Here is a 16351-nt window from a genome sequence, read left to right as displayed (position 1 = left end):
TTCTTATCCCTCCATCATTAGAAGTGCTGGATCTTGAAGCAAGCGTTTCACCATGTTGAGTGCGTTTTGAGCTGTTGCACCGTCGATGAGGCGGTGGTCAAAGCTGAATGAAAGCGCGAGGACTGGAGCCGCGACGATTTCACCGTCTTTAACGACAGCTTTTTCAGCGATGCGACCGATACCGAGAATTGCAACTTCTGGGTGGTTGATGACAGGTGTGAACCATTGTCCACCAGCTGAACCGATGTTCGTGATTGTGATCGATCCGCCTTTCATGTCGTCCCCAGCAAGTTTGCCTTCACGTGCTTTACCGGCAAGCTCATTGATGTTTGTAGCGAGTGCATAGATTGATTTACGGTCCGCTTCTTTGACGACAGGAACAACGAGACCGTTGTCCGTATCAGCAGCGATACCGATGTTGTAGTAGTTTTTGTAGACGATTTCTTCGTTGACATCGTCGATTGACGCGTTGATCGCTGGGTAAGCTTTCGCTGCAGCAGTCAATGCTTTAACGACGAACGGCAAGTACGTGAGTTTCACGCCTTGGTCAGCAGCCACTTGTTTGAACTCTTTACGGAGTGCGACGAGTTTCGTGACGTCGACTTCGTCCATGAGTGTAACGTGTGGAGCTGTGTGCTTCGAGTTAACCATTGCTTTCGAGATCGCTTTACGGATACCACGGATTTTCTCACGCGTTTCGAGTTCAGGCGTTGCTGACTCGTAAGGTTTGATTTCCGTTTTCGCAGCCGCTGCTGGAGCTACAGATTCTGTTTTCTCTGTTGTAGCTTCTGCTGTTGGTGCTTCTCCGTTTGCGAATGCATCGATGTCTTCTTTCAAGACGCGGCCGTTGTCGCCAGAACCCTGGACTTCACGGATGTCGACGCCTTTTTCACGAGCGTACTTGCGGATTGAAGGCATTGCGATGACGCGCTCCGATTTGTGAAGTTGAACTTCACGCGGGCCGTCTTCTTTCACGTCTTCTTTCACATCTTCAGTCTTCTCTTCAGCTTTAGGCTGTTCAGGAGCTGCTTCTTCTTCACCGGCTGGTGCGTCACCTTCGATATCGAACGTGATGAGGACGTCGCCGACGACCGCAACTGTACCTTCAGAGACTTTGACTTCTTTAACTGTTCCATCAACTGGAGCAGGAATCTCAACGACGGCTTTGTCGTTTTGTACTTCAAGAAGAATGTCATCTTCTTTTACTGTATCCCCTGCTTTTACGAACCACTTGACGATTTCACCTTCGTGAATTCCTTCACCGATGTCTGGTAATTTAAATTCAAATACTGCCACTGGTTTTTCCTCCCATCAATTAATCATGTAAACACAATGAGGGAGACAATTCTCCCTCATCGTTAAATGAACACGATCAGAAGTTGATAACTTCCTTAACTTTTGCAACGACATCTTTATGGTCAGGTAACCATGCGTCTTCACCTTGTGCGAAAGCGAAGACTGTGTCTGGTGCAGTTACACGAAGCACTGGTGCCTCGAGGTGAAGAATTGCGCGTTCTTGAATTTCAGTTACGACGTTAGCCGCAATACCTGCTTGACGTTGTGCTTCTTGAACGACGATGGCACGGCCAGTCTTTTTAACAGACTCGACGATTGTATCGATATCAAGTGGGCTCACTGTCATGAGGTCGATGACTTCGACGTTGATGTTTTCTTTTTCGAGCTCTTCTGCCGCTTTGAGTGACGTGTGGACCATTGCACCGTAAGTGATGATCGAAACGTCAGTTCCTTCGCGTTTCACGTCTGCTTTTCCAAGCTCGATCGTGTATTCGCCTTCTGGAACTTCGCCACGGAATGAACGGTAAAGTTTCATGTGCTCGAGGAATACGACTGGGTCGTTGTCACGGATTGCTGAGATCAAAAGACCTTTTGCATCGTATGGCGTTGACGGGATGACGACTTTAAGACCAGGTGTCTGAGCCATCAAGCCTTCAAGGCTATCCGCGTGAAGTTCTGGTGTTTTAACACCGCCACCGAATGGTGAACGGATTGTGATTGGCTGGCTGTAAGCGCCGCCTGAACGGTAACGCATACGCGCCATTTGAGCTGCGATCGAGTCGAACACTTCGAATACGAATCCGAAGAATTGAACTTCCATGATCGGACGGAAGCCTGTAAGACCGAGACCGATGGCAAGACCACCGATACCAGACTCAGCAAGTGGCGTGTCGAAGACACGGTCTTCGCCGAGCTCGTCTTGGAGACCTTCCGTTGCACGGAAAACCCCACCGTTTTTACCAACGTCTTCTCCGAAAAGAAGTACTTTCTCGTCGCGCTTCATTTCAACGCGCATCGCATCAGTAATCGCTTGGATCATTGTCATTTGAGCCATAACTTACTTCGACTCCTTTGCTGTATATTCTTCAAGCTGCTCTTTCAAGTTTGAAGGAAGTGTTTCGAACATGTTGTTGATGAAGTCCGAAACTTTTTGTTTTGGTTCTTTGTCAGCGAGGCTGATCGCTTCTTTCACGTCTGCTTTCGCTTGTTCGATGACTTCATTCTCCATGTCTTCGTTCCAAAGCTTCTTGCCTTCGAGGAAGAGGCGGAAACGAACGAGTGGATCTTTCTCTTGGTACTCTGTATCGAGTTCTTTTGTACGGTAACGCGTTGGGTCATCCCCTGCGAGCGTATGTGGTCCGTAACGGTATGTGAGTGCTTCGATGAGCGTCGGAGTTCCGTCAAGTGCGTCTTTACGCGCTTGTTGTGTTGCGGCGAGGACAGCAAGAACGTCCATTCCGTCAACTTGGATTCCGTTGATTCCCGCTGCGACAGCTTTTTGCGCGATCGTTTTAGCTGCAGTTTGCTTCTCAACAGGTGTCGAGATGGCAAAGCGGTTGTTTTGAACGACGAAGATGGCTGGTGATTTGAATGCACCTGCGAAGTTCAATCCTTCGTAGAAGTCACCTTGTGATGAACCACCGTCACCCGTGTAAGTAATGGCGACGTTTGTGTTGCCGTTGCGTTTGAGGCCCATTGCCACACCCGCAGTTTGAATGATTTGTGCCCCGATGATGATTTGCGGCATCAAGACGTTAACGTCTTCAGGAATACGGTTACCTGCGACGTGACCACGTGAGAACAAGAACGCTTGATAAAGCGGAAGTCCGTGGAATACGAGTTGCGGGATATCACGGTAGCCTGGAAGAATCCAGTCTTGTTTGTCGAGCGCATATTGCGTCCCGATCATCGTTGCTTCTTGACCAGCCACTGGCGCGTAGAAACCTAGGCGTCCTTGACGGTTGAGCGAGATGGCACGTTGGTCCCAGATTCGTGTATAGACCATGCGGCGCATAAGCTCCTGAAGTTGCTCGTCCGTTACATCTGGCATTGCGTCTTGGTTGACGACCTCGCCCTTCTCGTCGAGAATACGGAACGTTTGGAAGTTTTCTTCCACGTTTTGAAGTACCTGAACGTTGTTCATTCGTTTCACCTCATCCTTTCAACTATGAGACAATTGTCTTTTTTGTGATCAAACACTACCTCAAATCTTAAGTGTATCTGTCCAAAAAAGCAATCTGTATTAACGTGATTCAGGAAAGTTACACTTATCCTGCCGTTTCCTAGTCAGTATAAAACGGGTTGTTATAATAACGCAAAAAATATGCTCACTCTATAAAAACGCTTACATCAACACATCTTTTCCCTTATTTCGCCTCTGTATCATTTTCATTTCACCTTCTGTACCATCTAAGCGAAATGACTAATAAATATGATATAATTGGTCATATCGCAATGGGAAAGGAAGTTTTGCATGTTAACGATGAAAGATGTGATTCGTGAAGGAGACGAGCGGCTCCGCGCCCGCTCAATCGAAGTGCCGGTCCCACCGACGGCAGAAGACCTCGCGCTACTCGACGAGATGGAGACGTTCCTCGTCAACAGCCAAGATCCAGAGATGAGCGCGAAGTATGAACTTCGGGGCGGTGTCGGCATCGCCGCACCACAACTCGGCGTCAATCGCCGCTTTTTCACGGTCCTGCTCCACGAAGAAGAAGAGACGTTCAAACTATCCATCTTCAATCCGAAGATTACGAGCCACTCGGTCGAACAGACGTACTTGAATGGCGGTGAAGGCTGTCTATCTGTCGACCGTGTCGTCAAAGGCAACGTGCCCCGATACCGACGCATCACGATTGAAGGGTTCGACCGTGACGGCGCCCCGATTAAATTGCGGCTCCGCGGTATGCGCGCCATCGTCTGTCAACATGAGCTCGACCATTTAGATGGGGTGCTCTTTTACGACCGCATCAACACGACCAACCCGTTAGAGACCTACGGTGAGCCGATTTGAGGTGACGAGCTTGAAGAAAAAGGCACTGTTGTTAGTATTCCCATTTCTGTTTCTTTTAATCGGGGGATGTGTCCGAATCGAATATGATGCGACCGTCCACTACGACCAATCGGTCACGTTAGAGACGACGTATGCTTTCCGCGACCATCCGGTCATGAAGCTGCTCAATTTGCGGCTCGATTGGGATACATGGAAACAACAGGCGAATGAGAACGGATATGCGACACGTGACTACTCGAGTCAAGACGACTATGAAGGCATGGTGCTCAAGAAGACGTTCGACAACGTCGATGACCTCCAAAACATTAAAGAGGAGTGGAAGACCGGTCCGGCCGGTATCCTCGTCCCACCTGATATGAAGTTTGATGTCGACAAAGAAGATGGGATTTGGTTTGACTCATACGTCATGAACACGAACCTCGACCTGCGGCTCGACCGCGTCGATTTGCCAGGTCTGAATTTAAGCGGCTCCCCGAAACAACTGGCCGAACGTTACGTTCGTCAAGCCGATATCCGGTTCAATCTGACCGTGCCGACCGGGGTGTTCGTCGAAGACGGTACTGGACTCGATGTACGGTCGATGAAACATGTCGAGTGGCAAGTGTACGGTGGCCGTCAAAATAATATGACGCTCGTCGCCCACGTGCCGAACGTCAAGGCGTGGATTATCACAGGCGTCATCATCGTCGTCCTTGGCCTAGTCGCTTTCTTTGTTTGGCGGAAATATCGTCAAAACGTCGGTAATCCGGACAAGACGTCGATTCGTTCTCGCATCTTCGGCGGCTTCATCCTCGTCTTGACCCTCGCGTTGATTATCGTGACGATTCGAGAAGAGTTGACGACGGAACGGAAATCTGAGGCGATTCGCCAAGCGGCGCAGACGGACGAGTTCATCCCGACGTTCGCCGTTCACGGCTTGCTCGGGACCGACCGCACATTCCTCCGCTTCTCGCAGTATATGGAACAGCGTGGGCTGGCGAAAGATGGTGCCCTCTGTACCGTGACGGTGAAAGGCGCGGCCGATTGCGTCATCAATGACTACAGCTCGAACCGACCGATTGTCCGGATTGAATATGAGGATGCCGAGGCATCGCTCAACAACCAGACGAAGTGGTTGAATGCGGCGATCGAACGCTATAAACAGGAACGAAACCGTTCGTTCGACCGGATGTATTTGATCGGTCACAGCATGGGCGGTGTGGCGGCAGCGAACTATATCTTGAATCAAGACGAATACATCGTCGATAAGTTCGTGACGTATGATAGTCCGTTCGCCGGAACACGACTTGCCAACTTTGGTCTGTCCGCCAGTAATTTCGGGATCAATACCGGCAGTCCTGCCATCCGGGATTTGTCCCCGAGTTCTGACGGGTTGCAGGCGTTCCAAGAAAAACTTGAGACGTGGCCACGCTCCGTCCAAGTGTTCTCCTTCTCGGGACGCGGTGGCGAGTTCAACTTGATTGAGCCAGCGAGTTCGCTCTTGCTCGAAGAATATACGAACAACATCGAGACGGAAACCGTCCCATACGATCACTTCTCGCTCCACCGGAAGACAGACGTCCTCCGCGACACGGGCCGGTTCCTTTACGAGTTCACGAACGAATTTAATCCAGTCGAAACGAAATGATGAAAACCCGCTCTCTTTGTGAGAGCGGGTTTTGTTCGTCGTCATGTCGATGGTAGCCCGTCCACAACAAAGCCCACCTTCACAGGAAGGCGGGCTTGTGTCAGTAGGTCATCGTCCAAGTGAGTTTCTGGATCCAATAAATCACATACTTTCCGATTGGCAAATCGGTCTGAATCTCATCATAGGCGAGCGTATACGTTCCTTGCTCGTTGTTCCAGAGACGCTTGAAGTACCCGTCGACCTCGCGGATGAACGCTGTCTCCTCGGTCGTGACGACTTCGACATCCGCCTCCAAGTTGTAATCGTTCATGTTGCGGGTCGTATAGTTGCCCGACCCGATGACGACGACTCGACGGTCCCCTTCCACGTACAGCATCTTCGGGTGGTACTGCTCTTCGCCGACTTCGTACCACCGAATCTCGATTTGCTCCGGGTTCACCGTGTTCAATTCCGCGGCGACCGGCAAGTTCGGCAATCCTGACTTGTCGCGCCCGAACGCGTTCGTATTCGGGTCAAGAATCAGTTTGACGAAGACGCCGCGCTCGGCGGCCTCATGAATGGCTTGAATGATGTTTCGGTCGGCCAAGTAGAACATGCCGATCCAAATCGTCTCACCTGATTCCGCTTCTTCCATCGCCTTGATGACGGCGTCCTGAATCTTGGATTCCGTGACGTAGCGGATTTGCATCGGGCCTTCCGACGGCTCGTCGCGCAGATTCGCGAGTTTCTCCTCGCTCGGGAAACGTTCGGCATCCCCTTTCGAGAACGTCGCGATCGCTTCCTCCCCTTCGAGGATGTCCGCTAAAATCGGGCCATCGAGCCGCACCCCGACGTTTGAATGATACCCGCTCGCATCATGCGGGTTGGCCGATAAGACGAAGCCGTCATTCTCGGTCACCATCACTTTGCGGTGGTTCGCTTTCACGTTCAACAGCCGTAAATACGACCGGATCGTGATGTCCGGTGCCGATTTGGCCATCGGGTTCGGCAACCAGCCGTTCTGGCTGTCCCCGAACCATTGAAACCCGATCCGATACAGCGTCGAGTATAAGATGTTCGGGTCGCGGAGCGCATCGAGGTTCGTGTAGACGATTTCCGCGCCCGCTTCCTTCAAGACGTCGAGATGATCGGACGCGTGTCCGTTATAAGTCGTATTGATTTCATCCGTGATTAAGACGACGTTCATGTCCGGATAAGCTTCCATCTGTTCGAGCAAAGCCGATGACAGTTTGGCCGTGATGTCCGGATATTGCCGGTCTTCATTCGAATATGGGTTGAATAAGAAAAAGTCCATGACGATATATTCCCGCGCCTCGCGGATTGACCGCTCGACGTCTTGAAAGATCTCTTGCTCGTTCACTTCCGTGTCTTCCCCTTGATACGTCAAATCAAATAAAAAATCGATTTGGTCATCCGAAATCGCGACCGGTTCCGACGCACGCGACACGCCGTCCGGCAACGGTTTGACTTGATGGTAAACCATCGTGATGAGGAAAAGTAAGGCAAACGCGGCAAGCCCCCATTTCACCCACCCCTTCTTCCGTTTTGGTCGTTCCATTCAGCACCATCTCCTTTTATTATAGTCCTCTAAAAAACGGGCTGTAGTCACCTACAGCCCGCTCGGTCATACTTCCATGATGATCGGAAGAACCATTGGGTGTCTTCGTGTTTTTTGTGCCAAGTATGGCGTAAGCGTATCTGAGACGAGTTGCTTCATCTCTGACCACTTCATCTGCTTGTTCGACAATCCTTGCTCGACCGTCTTCTTGAGCAAGCGCTCCCCATCACGAATCAAGCTACCAGATTCACGCATATAGACGAAACCGCGTGAAATGATGTCTGGACCGGAGACGAGTTTTCGTGTCTTGCCGTCAATGCTGATGACGACAACGACGAGCCCATCTTCTGAAAGGATGCGGCGATCGCGTAAGACGATATTGCCGATGTCCCCGATGCCGTTCCCGTCCACATAAACCGCGTTAGCCGAGATTTTACCCGTGATGGCCGCCGAGTCGGCGTCGACCGCGAGCACTTCTCCGTTATCCATGATGAAGCTGTTTTCTTTCGGGATACCGACCGACTCTGCGAGTTCAGCGTGTTTCACCAACATGCGATACTCGCCGTGAATCGGCATAAAGAATTTCGGGTTCAGCAAACGGATCATGAGTAATTGCTCTTGTTGCGAACCGTGGCCCGACGTGTGGATGTTCGTCAACTTGCCGTAGACGACGTCCGCGCCGGCTTTATACAATTGGTCGATTGTCTTCCCGACCGAGATGGCGTTACCCGGAATCGGAGATGACGAGAAGATGACCGTATCGCCAGGAATAACCGATACTTGGCGGTGTGTCCCGTTGGCGATGCGACTGAGCGCAGCCATCGGCTCACCTTGCGAACCGGTACAAAGGATTGCCACTTCATGCGGCTCATAGTTCCGCATTTGATTCGCTTCGATAATCATGCCTTTTGGCACGTTGATGAAGCCGAGCTCTTGGCCGATCGTCATGACTTTGTCCATCGATCGACCGAAGATAGCCAAATGGCGGCCTGTCTCGGCACAAGCATCGACGACTTGTTGCAGACGATAAATGTTCGAGGCGAACGTGGCGAAGATGATGCGGCCTTCCGCTTTCCGGAACGTCTCGCTGATCGTCCCGCCGACGACTTTCTCACTCATCGTGAAGCCTTCGACTTCTGCGTTCGTCGAATCAGACAAGAGACAGAGCACGCCTTCTTTCCCGATGTCTGCCATCTTCGCGATGTCAGCCGGTTCGCCGACCGGTGTGAAGTCAAATTTGAAGTCACCCGTATGAACGATATTTCCTTGTGGTGTCTTGACGACGACACCGAGTGAGTTCGGGATCGAGTGGGTCGTCCGGAAGAACGAGATGCTCGTCTTACGGAATTTAACGATCGTATCCTCATCGATTTCGTGAAGTTCCGCTTCGCGGAGCAATCCATGCTCCTCTAACTTCACTTTAATCAAGCCGAGCGCGAGCTTCGTCGCGTAGATCGGCAATTTCACTTGTTTCAACAGGAACGGGATACCGCCGATGTGGTCTTCGTGACCGTGGGTGATGAACACCCCTTTGACTTTATCTTTGTTTTTAATCAAGTACGAGTAATCAGGGATCACGTAATCGATTCCAAGCAAGTCATCCTCCGGGAACATGATGCCCGCATCGATGACGATAATCTCATCTTGGAATTGAACGACGTACGTGTTCTTCCCGATTTCTCCGAGTCCGCCTAAGGCAAACACAGCTGTTTGGTGGTTTTTTACAAACTTCATTTAATCTCTCCTTACTACAAGTAGTTGATGTTCATCTATGTGATACATAAGTGATTCTCGCTATAAAAATTATGTCTCCGTAAGATTCTTTCTTCATTATAGCTTATATTGTGACAATATTTCACTAATGACGTTAGATTGAGGGCGGTTTCTCAATTTCATGTTATGCTTTTTAGTATAAAACTGACTTCATAAAGACAGAGAAAGCATGGTGAAACAACATGGAAGATAAGAAAGTAGTCTTTTTTGATATCGATGGGACGTTGCTCCACGAAGGGTCGTACATTCCACCTTCGACAATCAAAGCCATCGAACAACTCCGCGCGAACGGCGTCGAGACGTTTATCGCGACCGGTCGCGGTCCGGCGATGTTGTCGGACATCCCCGCACAAGTCGGGATTGAGAGTTTCGTCTGTTACAACGGACAAATCGTCGTCCATCAAGGTGAGGTCGTCTACCGAAATGCCTTACCGACAGATGCTCTCCACCGTCTGACAACGCATGCGGGCTCGAACGACCACACGCTTGTCTACCTCGGCCAAGATCGGGGCGGAGCGACGAAAGCAAACGACCATGTCGTCGAACAGTCGCTTGGAGAACTCGATATGCCGATCCCGACTTACGAACCGAACTTCCATATCGAACAAGCCGTCTACCAGACGTTACTTTACTGTACACCGGAAGAAGAGCATCATTACTTGGACGCGTACGGCGAATTTGATTTCATCCGTTGGCACCCCCACGCCGTGGACGTCATCAATCGCGGGGCGAGCAAGGCCGATGGCATTCGCCACTTCATCGAGGCGAACGGGTACAGACTCGAAAACACGTATGCGTTCGGCGACGCCTTGAACGACTTGGCAATGCTCGAATACGTCGGGACCGGTATCGCGATGGGCAACGCCCGGACCGAGGCGAAAGAAGTTGCGGACTTCGTCACAAAGTCGATTCTCGAGGATGGCATCGAGTACGGCTTAAAACAAATGAAGCTCATCTAAAAAAACGAGAGGCGCGCGCCTCTCGTTTTTATCTAGACCGAAGGGTACGTTCGAGTCGGTCCAAGTCTGTATCTTTGCCGATAATAATCAAGATATCTTCTGGCAGAATCATCTCGTCGGCTTGCGGGGAGATGATGACGTCGTCGTCGCGGCGAACGGCGACGATGTTGACGCCGTATTTAGCACGGAGGTCCAAGTCGATGAGCGACTTGTTCGACAACTTATCCGACGCTTTGATTTCAACGATCGAGTGCTCGTTCGAGAGTTCGAGGTAGTCGAGGATGCTTTGACTCATCAACCCGTTCGCGATCCGAACACCCATGTCGCGTTCCGGGTGGACGATGTTATCGGCTCCGATGCGGCGCAACACTTTCTCGTGATAATCGTTCGTCGCCTTCACGGTAATGATTTGAACGCCAAGCTCTTTCAAAATGAGCGTCGTCAAAATCGAGGCTTGAATGTTTTCCCCGATCGCCACGATGACGTGCTCAAAGTTACGAATGCCGAGACTCTTCAATACGTTCTCGTCTGTCGTATCCGCGATGACCGCATGTGTCGCCAGTCCCATAAATTCGTTGACGCGTTCTTCATCGGCATCGATGGCCAACACATCATACCCGTTCGCCGACAATTCACGAACGATTGAGCCGCCAAATCGACCTAATCCGATGACTGCAAATTCACCTGTCATAATTTCATACATCCCTTTCCTACGCTGTTTCTGTTCCCGATTCTTCGTACAGTGTAACCGATTCCCTTCAAAAAAACTATACAAAAAAAGACCGGAATCATCCGGTCTTATGCTTTACCACTCGAACGCTTTCCGCGTACATAGTCATTGTCGAACAAGAACAGGCGAAGTAAGAGATACAGCGCCGGTACGAGGAGGAGCAATCCGAGGATGAAGACGACGACGAGTGCGACCGCCATCGATTCGTTGACGACGCTTCCGTTGATGTCGATGTACGGATAAAGGATATATGGCAAGTGCGTATAACCATATCCGAACCAAGCCATGAAGAATTGACCCATGACCATCAAGAAAGCGAGGCCGTAGTTCCGCTTCAAGTAGACGAATGAAACCGCTACGACGAAGAAGATGAAACTTGCGGCGAACCACCACCAGTTGCCTGCCAAGATGCTCTCATAATGCCAAGCCGCCTGCGACTTCAACCCGAAGAAGACGAGGCCCGAGGCAATAATCGTCGGCACGCTCCAGAACAAGGCCCACTTCCGAACGAGCGGGACCGCTTGAACGTCACGCGCTTTGTCCGCGTAGAATAATAGGAACATGGCACTGATGTAGAGCACCGACACGATTGCCAAGAAGACAACGGTCCACGAGTAGAAGTTGGTGAACAACTTCATGCCGTCAAAGAAGACGCCGGACTCGGTCTCATTGATGAACCCGCCTTGACTGACCGTGAGGACGGTCGACATCGAGGCTGGGATCAAGAGGCCGGTTGCCCCGTACAAGAACATGTAAAACGTGCTCTCTTTTGAACCGTAGTTGGCGAACGCATAGAAGCTCCCGCGAATCGCCAACAAAATCAAGACGACCGAAGCCGGAACGAGAAGTGCTGTCCCGTAATAGTAGGCCGTATCCGGGAAGAACCCGACGATTCCAACGAAGAAGAAGACGAAGAAGACGTTCGTCACTTCCCACGTCGGTGACAAGTACCGCTGAATCAGACGGTTGATCATGTGGTCACGCTTCGTGTACTTACTATAGAAAGCGAAGAAGCCGGCACCGAAATCAATCGATGCGACGATGAGATAGCCGTACAAAAACGTCCATAGTACGGCAATCCCTAGTTCTTGAATCTGCATGTCATACCCTCCGATCACACTTCATCCGCGAACATCGCTTCACCGCGATGCTCCGATTGTTTTAGTTCTTTCCCTACTGGGTTGTCCTTGAACAGACGAGTCAAGACGAGCACCGTGACTACGCCAAGAACTGCATACAGGATCGCAAAGGCGATAAGCATCCAACCGACGTTCGCTGATGTCGTGGCCGCTTCACTCGTGCGCATCAAATCATAAAGCGCCCAAGGTTGACGACCGAACTCGGCGAAGAACCAGCCGAACTCGATGGCCATCATCGCGAGCGGACCACCCGCTGCGATGGCGATGAGCATCGGTTTACTGAATTGCGGTAGCCGCTTGATGTAGCGTCCGAGGACGAACAAGAACGAAATAAGTGCGAGGAGCATCCCGATCCCGACCATCGCATCAAATAGATAGTGGATGAATAGCGGTGGCTGGTCTTCTTTCGCGAATTCATCAAGACCTATTACCTCGTAGTTCGGTACGCCGCCAGCTAAGATGGACAAGGCGTATGGAATCTTCAAAGCGCCACGTACTTCGTAACCGCCTTCCCCGTCTTCCTCGAGCCAGCCGCCTAGGATAAGCTCAGCTTCCGAGGAGGTTTCAAAGTGCCACTCCGCAGCCGCCAATTTGTCCGGCTGGTACTTCGCCAAGTATTTCCCTGAGAAGTCCCCGACAAGAGCAGTCGCGATTGCGAAGATGAGTGCGACGGTCATCGTCAAGCGTAGTCCTTTTTTGTGATACTCGATTGACAACTTGTCGAGCTGGTTCCGTCGCTGACGGAGCAACTGGACGGCCGCGATCGCCGCAAGGATGAACGCCGACGTCAAGATAGCCGACGTCAAGACGTGCGCCATTTTCGTTGGCATCGCTGGGCTGAACATCGCTTCAAGCGGGCTCACGTTGGCAAGCCGTCCGTCGACGATATCAAATCCGACCGGTTGGTTCATGAAGCTGTTCACGGTCGTAATGAAGAAACCTGAGAACAAGGCACCGACCGCGACCGGAATCCCGAGAAGCATATGGTGCCACGGGTTTTTAAATCGATCCCACGTGTACAAATAAATTCCGAGGAAGATCGCCTCAAAGAAGAACGCGAACGTTTCCATGAACAATGGGAGTGCGATCGTTTGACCGGCTACCCGCATCAAGTTCGGCCAAAGTAAGGACAGCTGAAGCCCGATTGCCGTACCCGTCACAACACCGACCGCTACTGTGACAACATAGCCCCGTGACCAACGACGGGCCATCAAGGTATATTTCGGATCTTTCTTTTTAATGCCTAGAAACTCTGCCAATAAAATTAAAAGTGGAACCCCGACGCCGATTGTGGCAAATATCACGTGGAAACCCAACGTGAGTGCCGTTAACGCCCGGCTCATCAGGACAGGATCTTGAAACATCTATTGATTACCTCCTATCTCTCTCTAGCGCTTTAAACCAATGTCTATCGCGCAACATCACAGATGATTTCCCTTGGATACCCTTATCATAATGATTTTATATAGCGCTGTAATGTCTCAATGCTTGAGTTCGCAAAATGTTCACATTTGAGCATGATTAACAATATCGACGCTTTACAAGTCTTATTTATTTCCCGAATTTTTAACCGTTCACGCACAATTCAACACATTTCGCACAAAAAAGCGGACACCGTCGTGTCCGCTCCCTTCATTTAATGATTGCCGTTCGAAAGAAATGATCGAACAGCTCGATGGCGACATCGATCGCCCGCTCGTCCGGATTGAGCGTTGATTGATGGAGCCCTGAACCCATATCGTTCACGCCGAGCCAGACCATGAAGCCCGGTACTTGCTTCAACATGTAACCAAAATCTTCGCCGGTCATGGCGGGGACACACGTCTTGTACGAATACCCGACTTCTTCGACTACTTCTTCAAACTGGAACAAATAACGTTCGTCATTGACGACCTCGTGATAGCGATTGCCGAACTCAAGGTCGATTTGAACGTTATACGTCATCTCCACTCCGGCGATGATTTGACGGATACGCCCTTCGAGCACGACCATCTCCTTATCCGACAGCGCCCGGATCGTCCCGTCGAGTTTCGCCGTGTCGGCGATGATGTTCTCTTTGGTGCCGGCCGCGACCTTACCGATCGAGATGACAGCACTTCCCATCGGATCGATGTTCCGTGAGATGACCGTTTGAAGTTGCATGATTAAGGCAGCTTGGACGATCACGGCGTCAATTCCGGCATGTGGGAAGGCCCCGTGCCCGCCTTTTCCGTGAATCGTCAGATGCAGTTCACGCGCACTCGCGAACAAGACACCCGGGCGCGAGGCGATCGTACCGACCGGATATTCCGGAGCCACATGAAGGCCGAACATCGCATCGGGACGGAAATGATAAAACAGTTCCGACACGGCCATCGGCTCAGCTCCGCCCGGACCTTCCTCTGCCGGTTGGAAAAAGATGACGAGGTCGTGGTCGAGCGGCTCCTCAACGGCACGTTTGATCAACCCAAGGGCAATCGCCATGTGAACGTCGTGGCCACAGGCGTGCATCATCCCTTCATGGACCGAGGCGAACTCAAGTCCTGTCTCTTCTGTGATCGGCAAGCCGTCCATGTCGGCTCGGTACCCAATCGTCTTCTCACCGACAAGACCATCGACACGGACGAACAGACCGGTGCGCCAGTGTGAGATATGCACCCGTGGCGAGTTCAAGGAACGAATCAACTCCTCAAGCGTCGCCTGTGTCTTGAACTCTTCATAACCTCGTTCTGGAATCAAATGTAACTGCCGTCTTGCTTCAATTGCCCAACTCATTCCACACTCTCCTTTGTCACTTCATCCACGATTTCCCAAAATGCCTTCACTTGCGCCAACTCGAGCATCGATTCGGTCGACAACATCCACGTATCTCGGACGAGCGGTGTCCCGTTCGACGAGGTGAGCGGAATCTTATTGATCGCCTCGACATCGCGGATCGTCGACTCCGGCAAAATCGCGAAGCCAATTCCGTGGAGCGCCATCTGTTTGCACGTCTCAATCTGATCAACGACGAGCGTCGTCAGCGGCGGGCTCGAGAACCGTTCCTGCCACCATTCGAGAATCTCTTGATAATACGTCGAGTCGCTCTTGAATTGAATGAATGAGCGCTCGTTGTTTTTGAGTTGCTTTAAATCGGTCATCCGCATATCGACCAAGTGGAGCGAATCTGAGAATAGTTTCATCTTCTCGCCGCGCCAGTCAGGGTTCCCCCGGATGATACCGATATGAAAATTTTCTTCTAGCATATAGCGCATCATCTCGCTTGACCAGCCCGTGACGAGTTTGACCCGGACCGACGGATACCGCTCCATGAATCGTTTCAAGACGCGGGGCAGCCAATACTGTCCCATGATGGATGCGACGGCGATTTTTAATGTACCGTACACCTCACCTTGTTGCGCCGTCAACTCCCCACGCAGCTCCTGTTCTTCGCTGTACATCTTCTTTGCGAAGTCGATGATTTTTTCTCCGTCTGGTGTGAGCGCGAGCCCGCGCGTCGAACGGACGAATATCTTTTTACCCCATTGGTGCTCGATCGTGACGAGACGTTGACTGAGCGCTGGCTGGGAGACGAATAACCGCTCCGCTGCTTTGCGCATGTTCAACTCCTCGGCGAGGACGATCAACACTTCCACTTCTGATACTTGCATGACGTCACCTGTTTCTCTATCGTTTCAAAGATTGTATACTGGATACGTTATTGCTTCACTGTATCATATCATGTTTGTCGATTAGTTTTGAATCGTCAGGAGGAAATCAGATGCAACGTCATCATTTTGCCTTTATTGTCGCCACCATCGCGACGCTCGGCAGTCTTTATTTCTCGGAAATCATGCTGTACGTGCCATGCAAGTTATGCTGGTTCCAACGCATATTTATGTATCCGCTCGCCATCTATTATTTGACGGTCATGGTCTCAAACCGTGCTGTGAACAAATTGTTCGTCGGTCTCATGGCCGGGGCGGGTTGGGCGATCGCCCTCTATCACGTCGTTCTCGAACGCATCCCGAACGGCGACGCGTTCTGCAGTAACGACTGTTTGATTCGTTGGGTGAACTATTTCGGGTTCATCACGATCCCGCTGCTCAGCTTGATCGCGTTCACGCTCATCTTGCTCATCCAATTCGTGCCGACACGCTCGAAGCGCTAGTACGTGATACACAAAAGAACCGGTCTAAGGATCGGTTCTTTTGTGTGATTAAATCGCGCGTCCCTTTCGGCGCCCATGCTTTCCGCGGGCAATCACGGTGCCCCATCGCGACGGTCTGACTGTCCAG

The 16351-nt window shown here is 51.2% G+C and carries 14 protein-coding genes; 4 read left to right on the top strand and 10 right to left on the bottom strand.

The window, feature by feature from the left end:
- Positions 1–3 precede the first annotated feature (3 nt).
- The 3 genes from KNP79_RS00620 to pdhA all read right to left on the bottom strand — a co-directional run bounded on the left by KNP79_RS00620 (position 4) and on the right by pdhA (position 3439).
- Entirely contained in the window at positions 4–1296 is a 1293-nt protein-coding gene (locus tag KNP79_RS00620) for a dihydrolipoamide acetyltransferase family protein (protein ID WP_021066996.1), read from the bottom strand.
- Positions 1297–1372: 76 nt separating this feature from the next.
- Positions 1373–2350, bottom strand: coding sequence for an alpha-ketoacid dehydrogenase subunit beta (locus tag KNP79_RS00615; protein WP_021066995.1), 978 nt, complete (start codon positions 2348–2350; stop codon positions 1373–1375).
- Between the two features lie 3 nt (positions 2351–2353).
- A complete protein-coding gene (gene pdhA, locus KNP79_RS00610) occupies positions 2354–3439 on the bottom strand; it encodes a pyruvate dehydrogenase (acetyl-transferring) E1 component subunit alpha (protein WP_214710542.1) in 1086 nt (361 codons plus the stop codon).
- Between the two features lie 330 nt (positions 3440–3769).
- On the opposite strand from pdhA, the gene def reads away from it, so the two are divergent.
- A complete protein-coding gene (def, locus tag KNP79_RS00605; protein ID WP_021066993.1) occupies positions 3770–4309 on the top strand; it encodes a peptide deformylase in 540 nt (179 codons plus the stop codon).
- 1 nt (position 4310) lies between these two features.
- Positions 4311–5936: an alpha/beta hydrolase gene (locus tag KNP79_RS00600; RefSeq protein WP_215190412.1), complete on the top strand. Its 1626-nt coding sequence runs from the start codon at positions 4311–4313 to the stop codon at positions 5934–5936.
- A gap of 100 nt (positions 5937–6036) precedes the next feature.
- Here the strand turns inward: KNP79_RS00600 and KNP79_RS00595 are convergent, their stop codons facing one another.
- Positions 6037–7494, bottom strand: coding sequence for a phospholipase D family protein (locus tag KNP79_RS00595; protein WP_215190867.1), 1458 nt, complete (start codon positions 7492–7494; stop codon positions 6037–6039).
- Positions 7495–7560: 66 nt separating this feature from the next.
- Positions 7561–9228: a ribonuclease J1 gene (gene rnjA / locus KNP79_RS00590; RefSeq protein WP_034777003.1), complete on the bottom strand. Its 1668-nt coding sequence runs from the start codon at positions 9226–9228 to the stop codon at positions 7561–7563.
- 221 nt (positions 9229–9449) lie between these two features.
- Here rnjA and KNP79_RS00585 point away from each other — a divergent pair, with 221 nt between their 5' ends.
- Positions 9450–10226 carry a Cof-type HAD-IIB family hydrolase gene (locus KNP79_RS00585; RefSeq protein WP_215190866.1) on the top strand — a complete coding sequence of 259 codons (777 nt, stop codon included), beginning with the start codon at positions 9450–9452 and terminating at the stop codon, positions 10224–10226.
- Positions 10227–10254: 28 nt separating this feature from the next.
- Here KNP79_RS00585 and KNP79_RS00580 read toward each other — a convergent pair whose 3' ends face one another.
- The 5 genes from KNP79_RS00580 to KNP79_RS00560 all read right to left on the bottom strand — a co-directional run bounded on the left by KNP79_RS00580 (position 10255) and on the right by KNP79_RS00560 (position 15724).
- Positions 10255–10917 carry a potassium channel family protein gene (locus KNP79_RS00580; protein WP_034779811.1) on the bottom strand — a complete coding sequence of 221 codons (663 nt, stop codon included), beginning with the start codon at positions 10915–10917 and terminating at the stop codon, positions 10255–10257.
- A gap of 107 nt (positions 10918–11024) precedes the next feature.
- Positions 11025–12056 (bottom strand): cytochrome d ubiquinol oxidase subunit II, encoded by a 1032-nt coding sequence (locus KNP79_RS00575; RefSeq protein WP_034777001.1) that lies wholly within the window; start codon positions 12054–12056, stop codon positions 11025–11027.
- Positions 12057–12070: 14 nt separating this feature from the next.
- Entirely contained in the window at positions 12071–13459 is a 1389-nt protein-coding gene (locus KNP79_RS00570; RefSeq protein WP_215190865.1) for a cytochrome ubiquinol oxidase subunit I, read from the bottom strand.
- 268 nt (positions 13460–13727) lie between these two features.
- Complete coding sequence (locus KNP79_RS00565; protein WP_034776999.1) at positions 13728–14849, bottom strand: N-acetyldiaminopimelate deacetylase; 1122 nt, start codon at positions 14847–14849, stop codon at positions 13728–13730.
- Positions 14846–15724 (bottom strand): transcriptional regulator CcpC, encoded by an 879-nt coding sequence (locus KNP79_RS00560; RefSeq protein WP_034776997.1) that lies wholly within the window; start codon positions 15722–15724, stop codon positions 14846–14848. Before KNP79_RS00560 ends, KNP79_RS00565 begins: the two co-directional genes overlap by 4 nt.
- Positions 15725–15834: 110 nt before the next feature.
- Here KNP79_RS00560 and KNP79_RS00555 point away from each other — a divergent pair, with 110 nt between their 5' ends.
- On the top strand, positions 15835–16224 hold the full coding sequence (locus tag KNP79_RS00555; RefSeq protein WP_034776995.1) for a disulfide bond formation protein B: 390 nt from the start codon (positions 15835–15837) through the stop codon (positions 16222–16224).
- The last annotated feature ends 127 nt before the right edge of the window (positions 16225–16351 follow it).

It is taken from the genome of Exiguobacterium sp. s7 (assembly GCF_018618195.1).
Classification (GTDB): Bacteria; Bacillota; Bacilli; order Exiguobacteriales; family Exiguobacteriaceae; genus Exiguobacterium; species Exiguobacterium mexicanum_A.
The sequence above is the reverse complement of the archived record's forward strand: the minus strand, read 5'-3'. Positions and strand labels throughout refer to the sequence as shown.

Bases quoted from the DNA above. Each gene is read 5' to 3' on its own strand.
- KNP79_RS00555 (WP_034776995.1), top strand. From the start codon at position 15,835: ATGCAACGTCATCATTTTGCCTTTATTGTCGCCACCATCGCGACGCTC.
- KNP79_RS00560 (WP_034776997.1), bottom strand. From the start codon at position 15,724: ATGCAAGTATCAGAAGTGGAAGTGTTGATCGTCCTCGCCGAGGAGTTG.
- KNP79_RS00580 (WP_034779811.1), bottom strand. From the start codon at position 10,917: ATGACAGGTGAATTTGCAGTCATCGGATTAGGTCGATTTGGCGGCTCA.
- KNP79_RS00585 (WP_215190866.1), top strand. From the start codon at position 9,450: ATGGAAGATAAGAAAGTAGTCTTTTTTGATATCGATGGGACGTTGCTC.
- def (WP_021066993.1), top strand. From the start codon at position 3,770: ATGTTAACGATGAAAGATGTGATTCGTGAAGGAGACGAGCGGCTCCGC.
- KNP79_RS00575 (WP_034777001.1), bottom strand. From the start codon at position 12,056: ATGCAGATTCAAGAACTAGGGATTGCCGTACTATGGACGTTTTTGTAC.
- KNP79_RS00565 (WP_034776999.1), bottom strand. From the start codon at position 14,849: ATGAGTTGGGCAATTGAAGCAAGACGGCAGTTACATTTGATTCCAGAA.
- KNP79_RS00595 (WP_215190867.1), bottom strand. From the start codon at position 7,494: ATGGAACGACCAAAACGGAAGAAGGGGTGGGTGAAATGGGGGCTTGCC.
- rnjA (WP_034777003.1), bottom strand. From the start codon at position 9,228: ATGAAGTTTGTAAAAAACCACCAAACAGCTGTGTTTGCCTTAGGCGGA.
- KNP79_RS00570 (WP_215190865.1), bottom strand. From the start codon at position 13,459: ATGTTTCAAGATCCTGTCCTGATGAGCCGGGCGTTAACGGCACTCACG.
- KNP79_RS00615 (WP_021066995.1), bottom strand. From the start codon at position 2,350: ATGGCTCAAATGACAATGATCCAAGCGATTACTGATGCGATGCGCGTT.
- pdhA (WP_214710542.1), bottom strand. From the start codon at position 3,439: ATGAACAACGTTCAGGTACTTCAAAACGTGGAAGAAAACTTCCAAACG.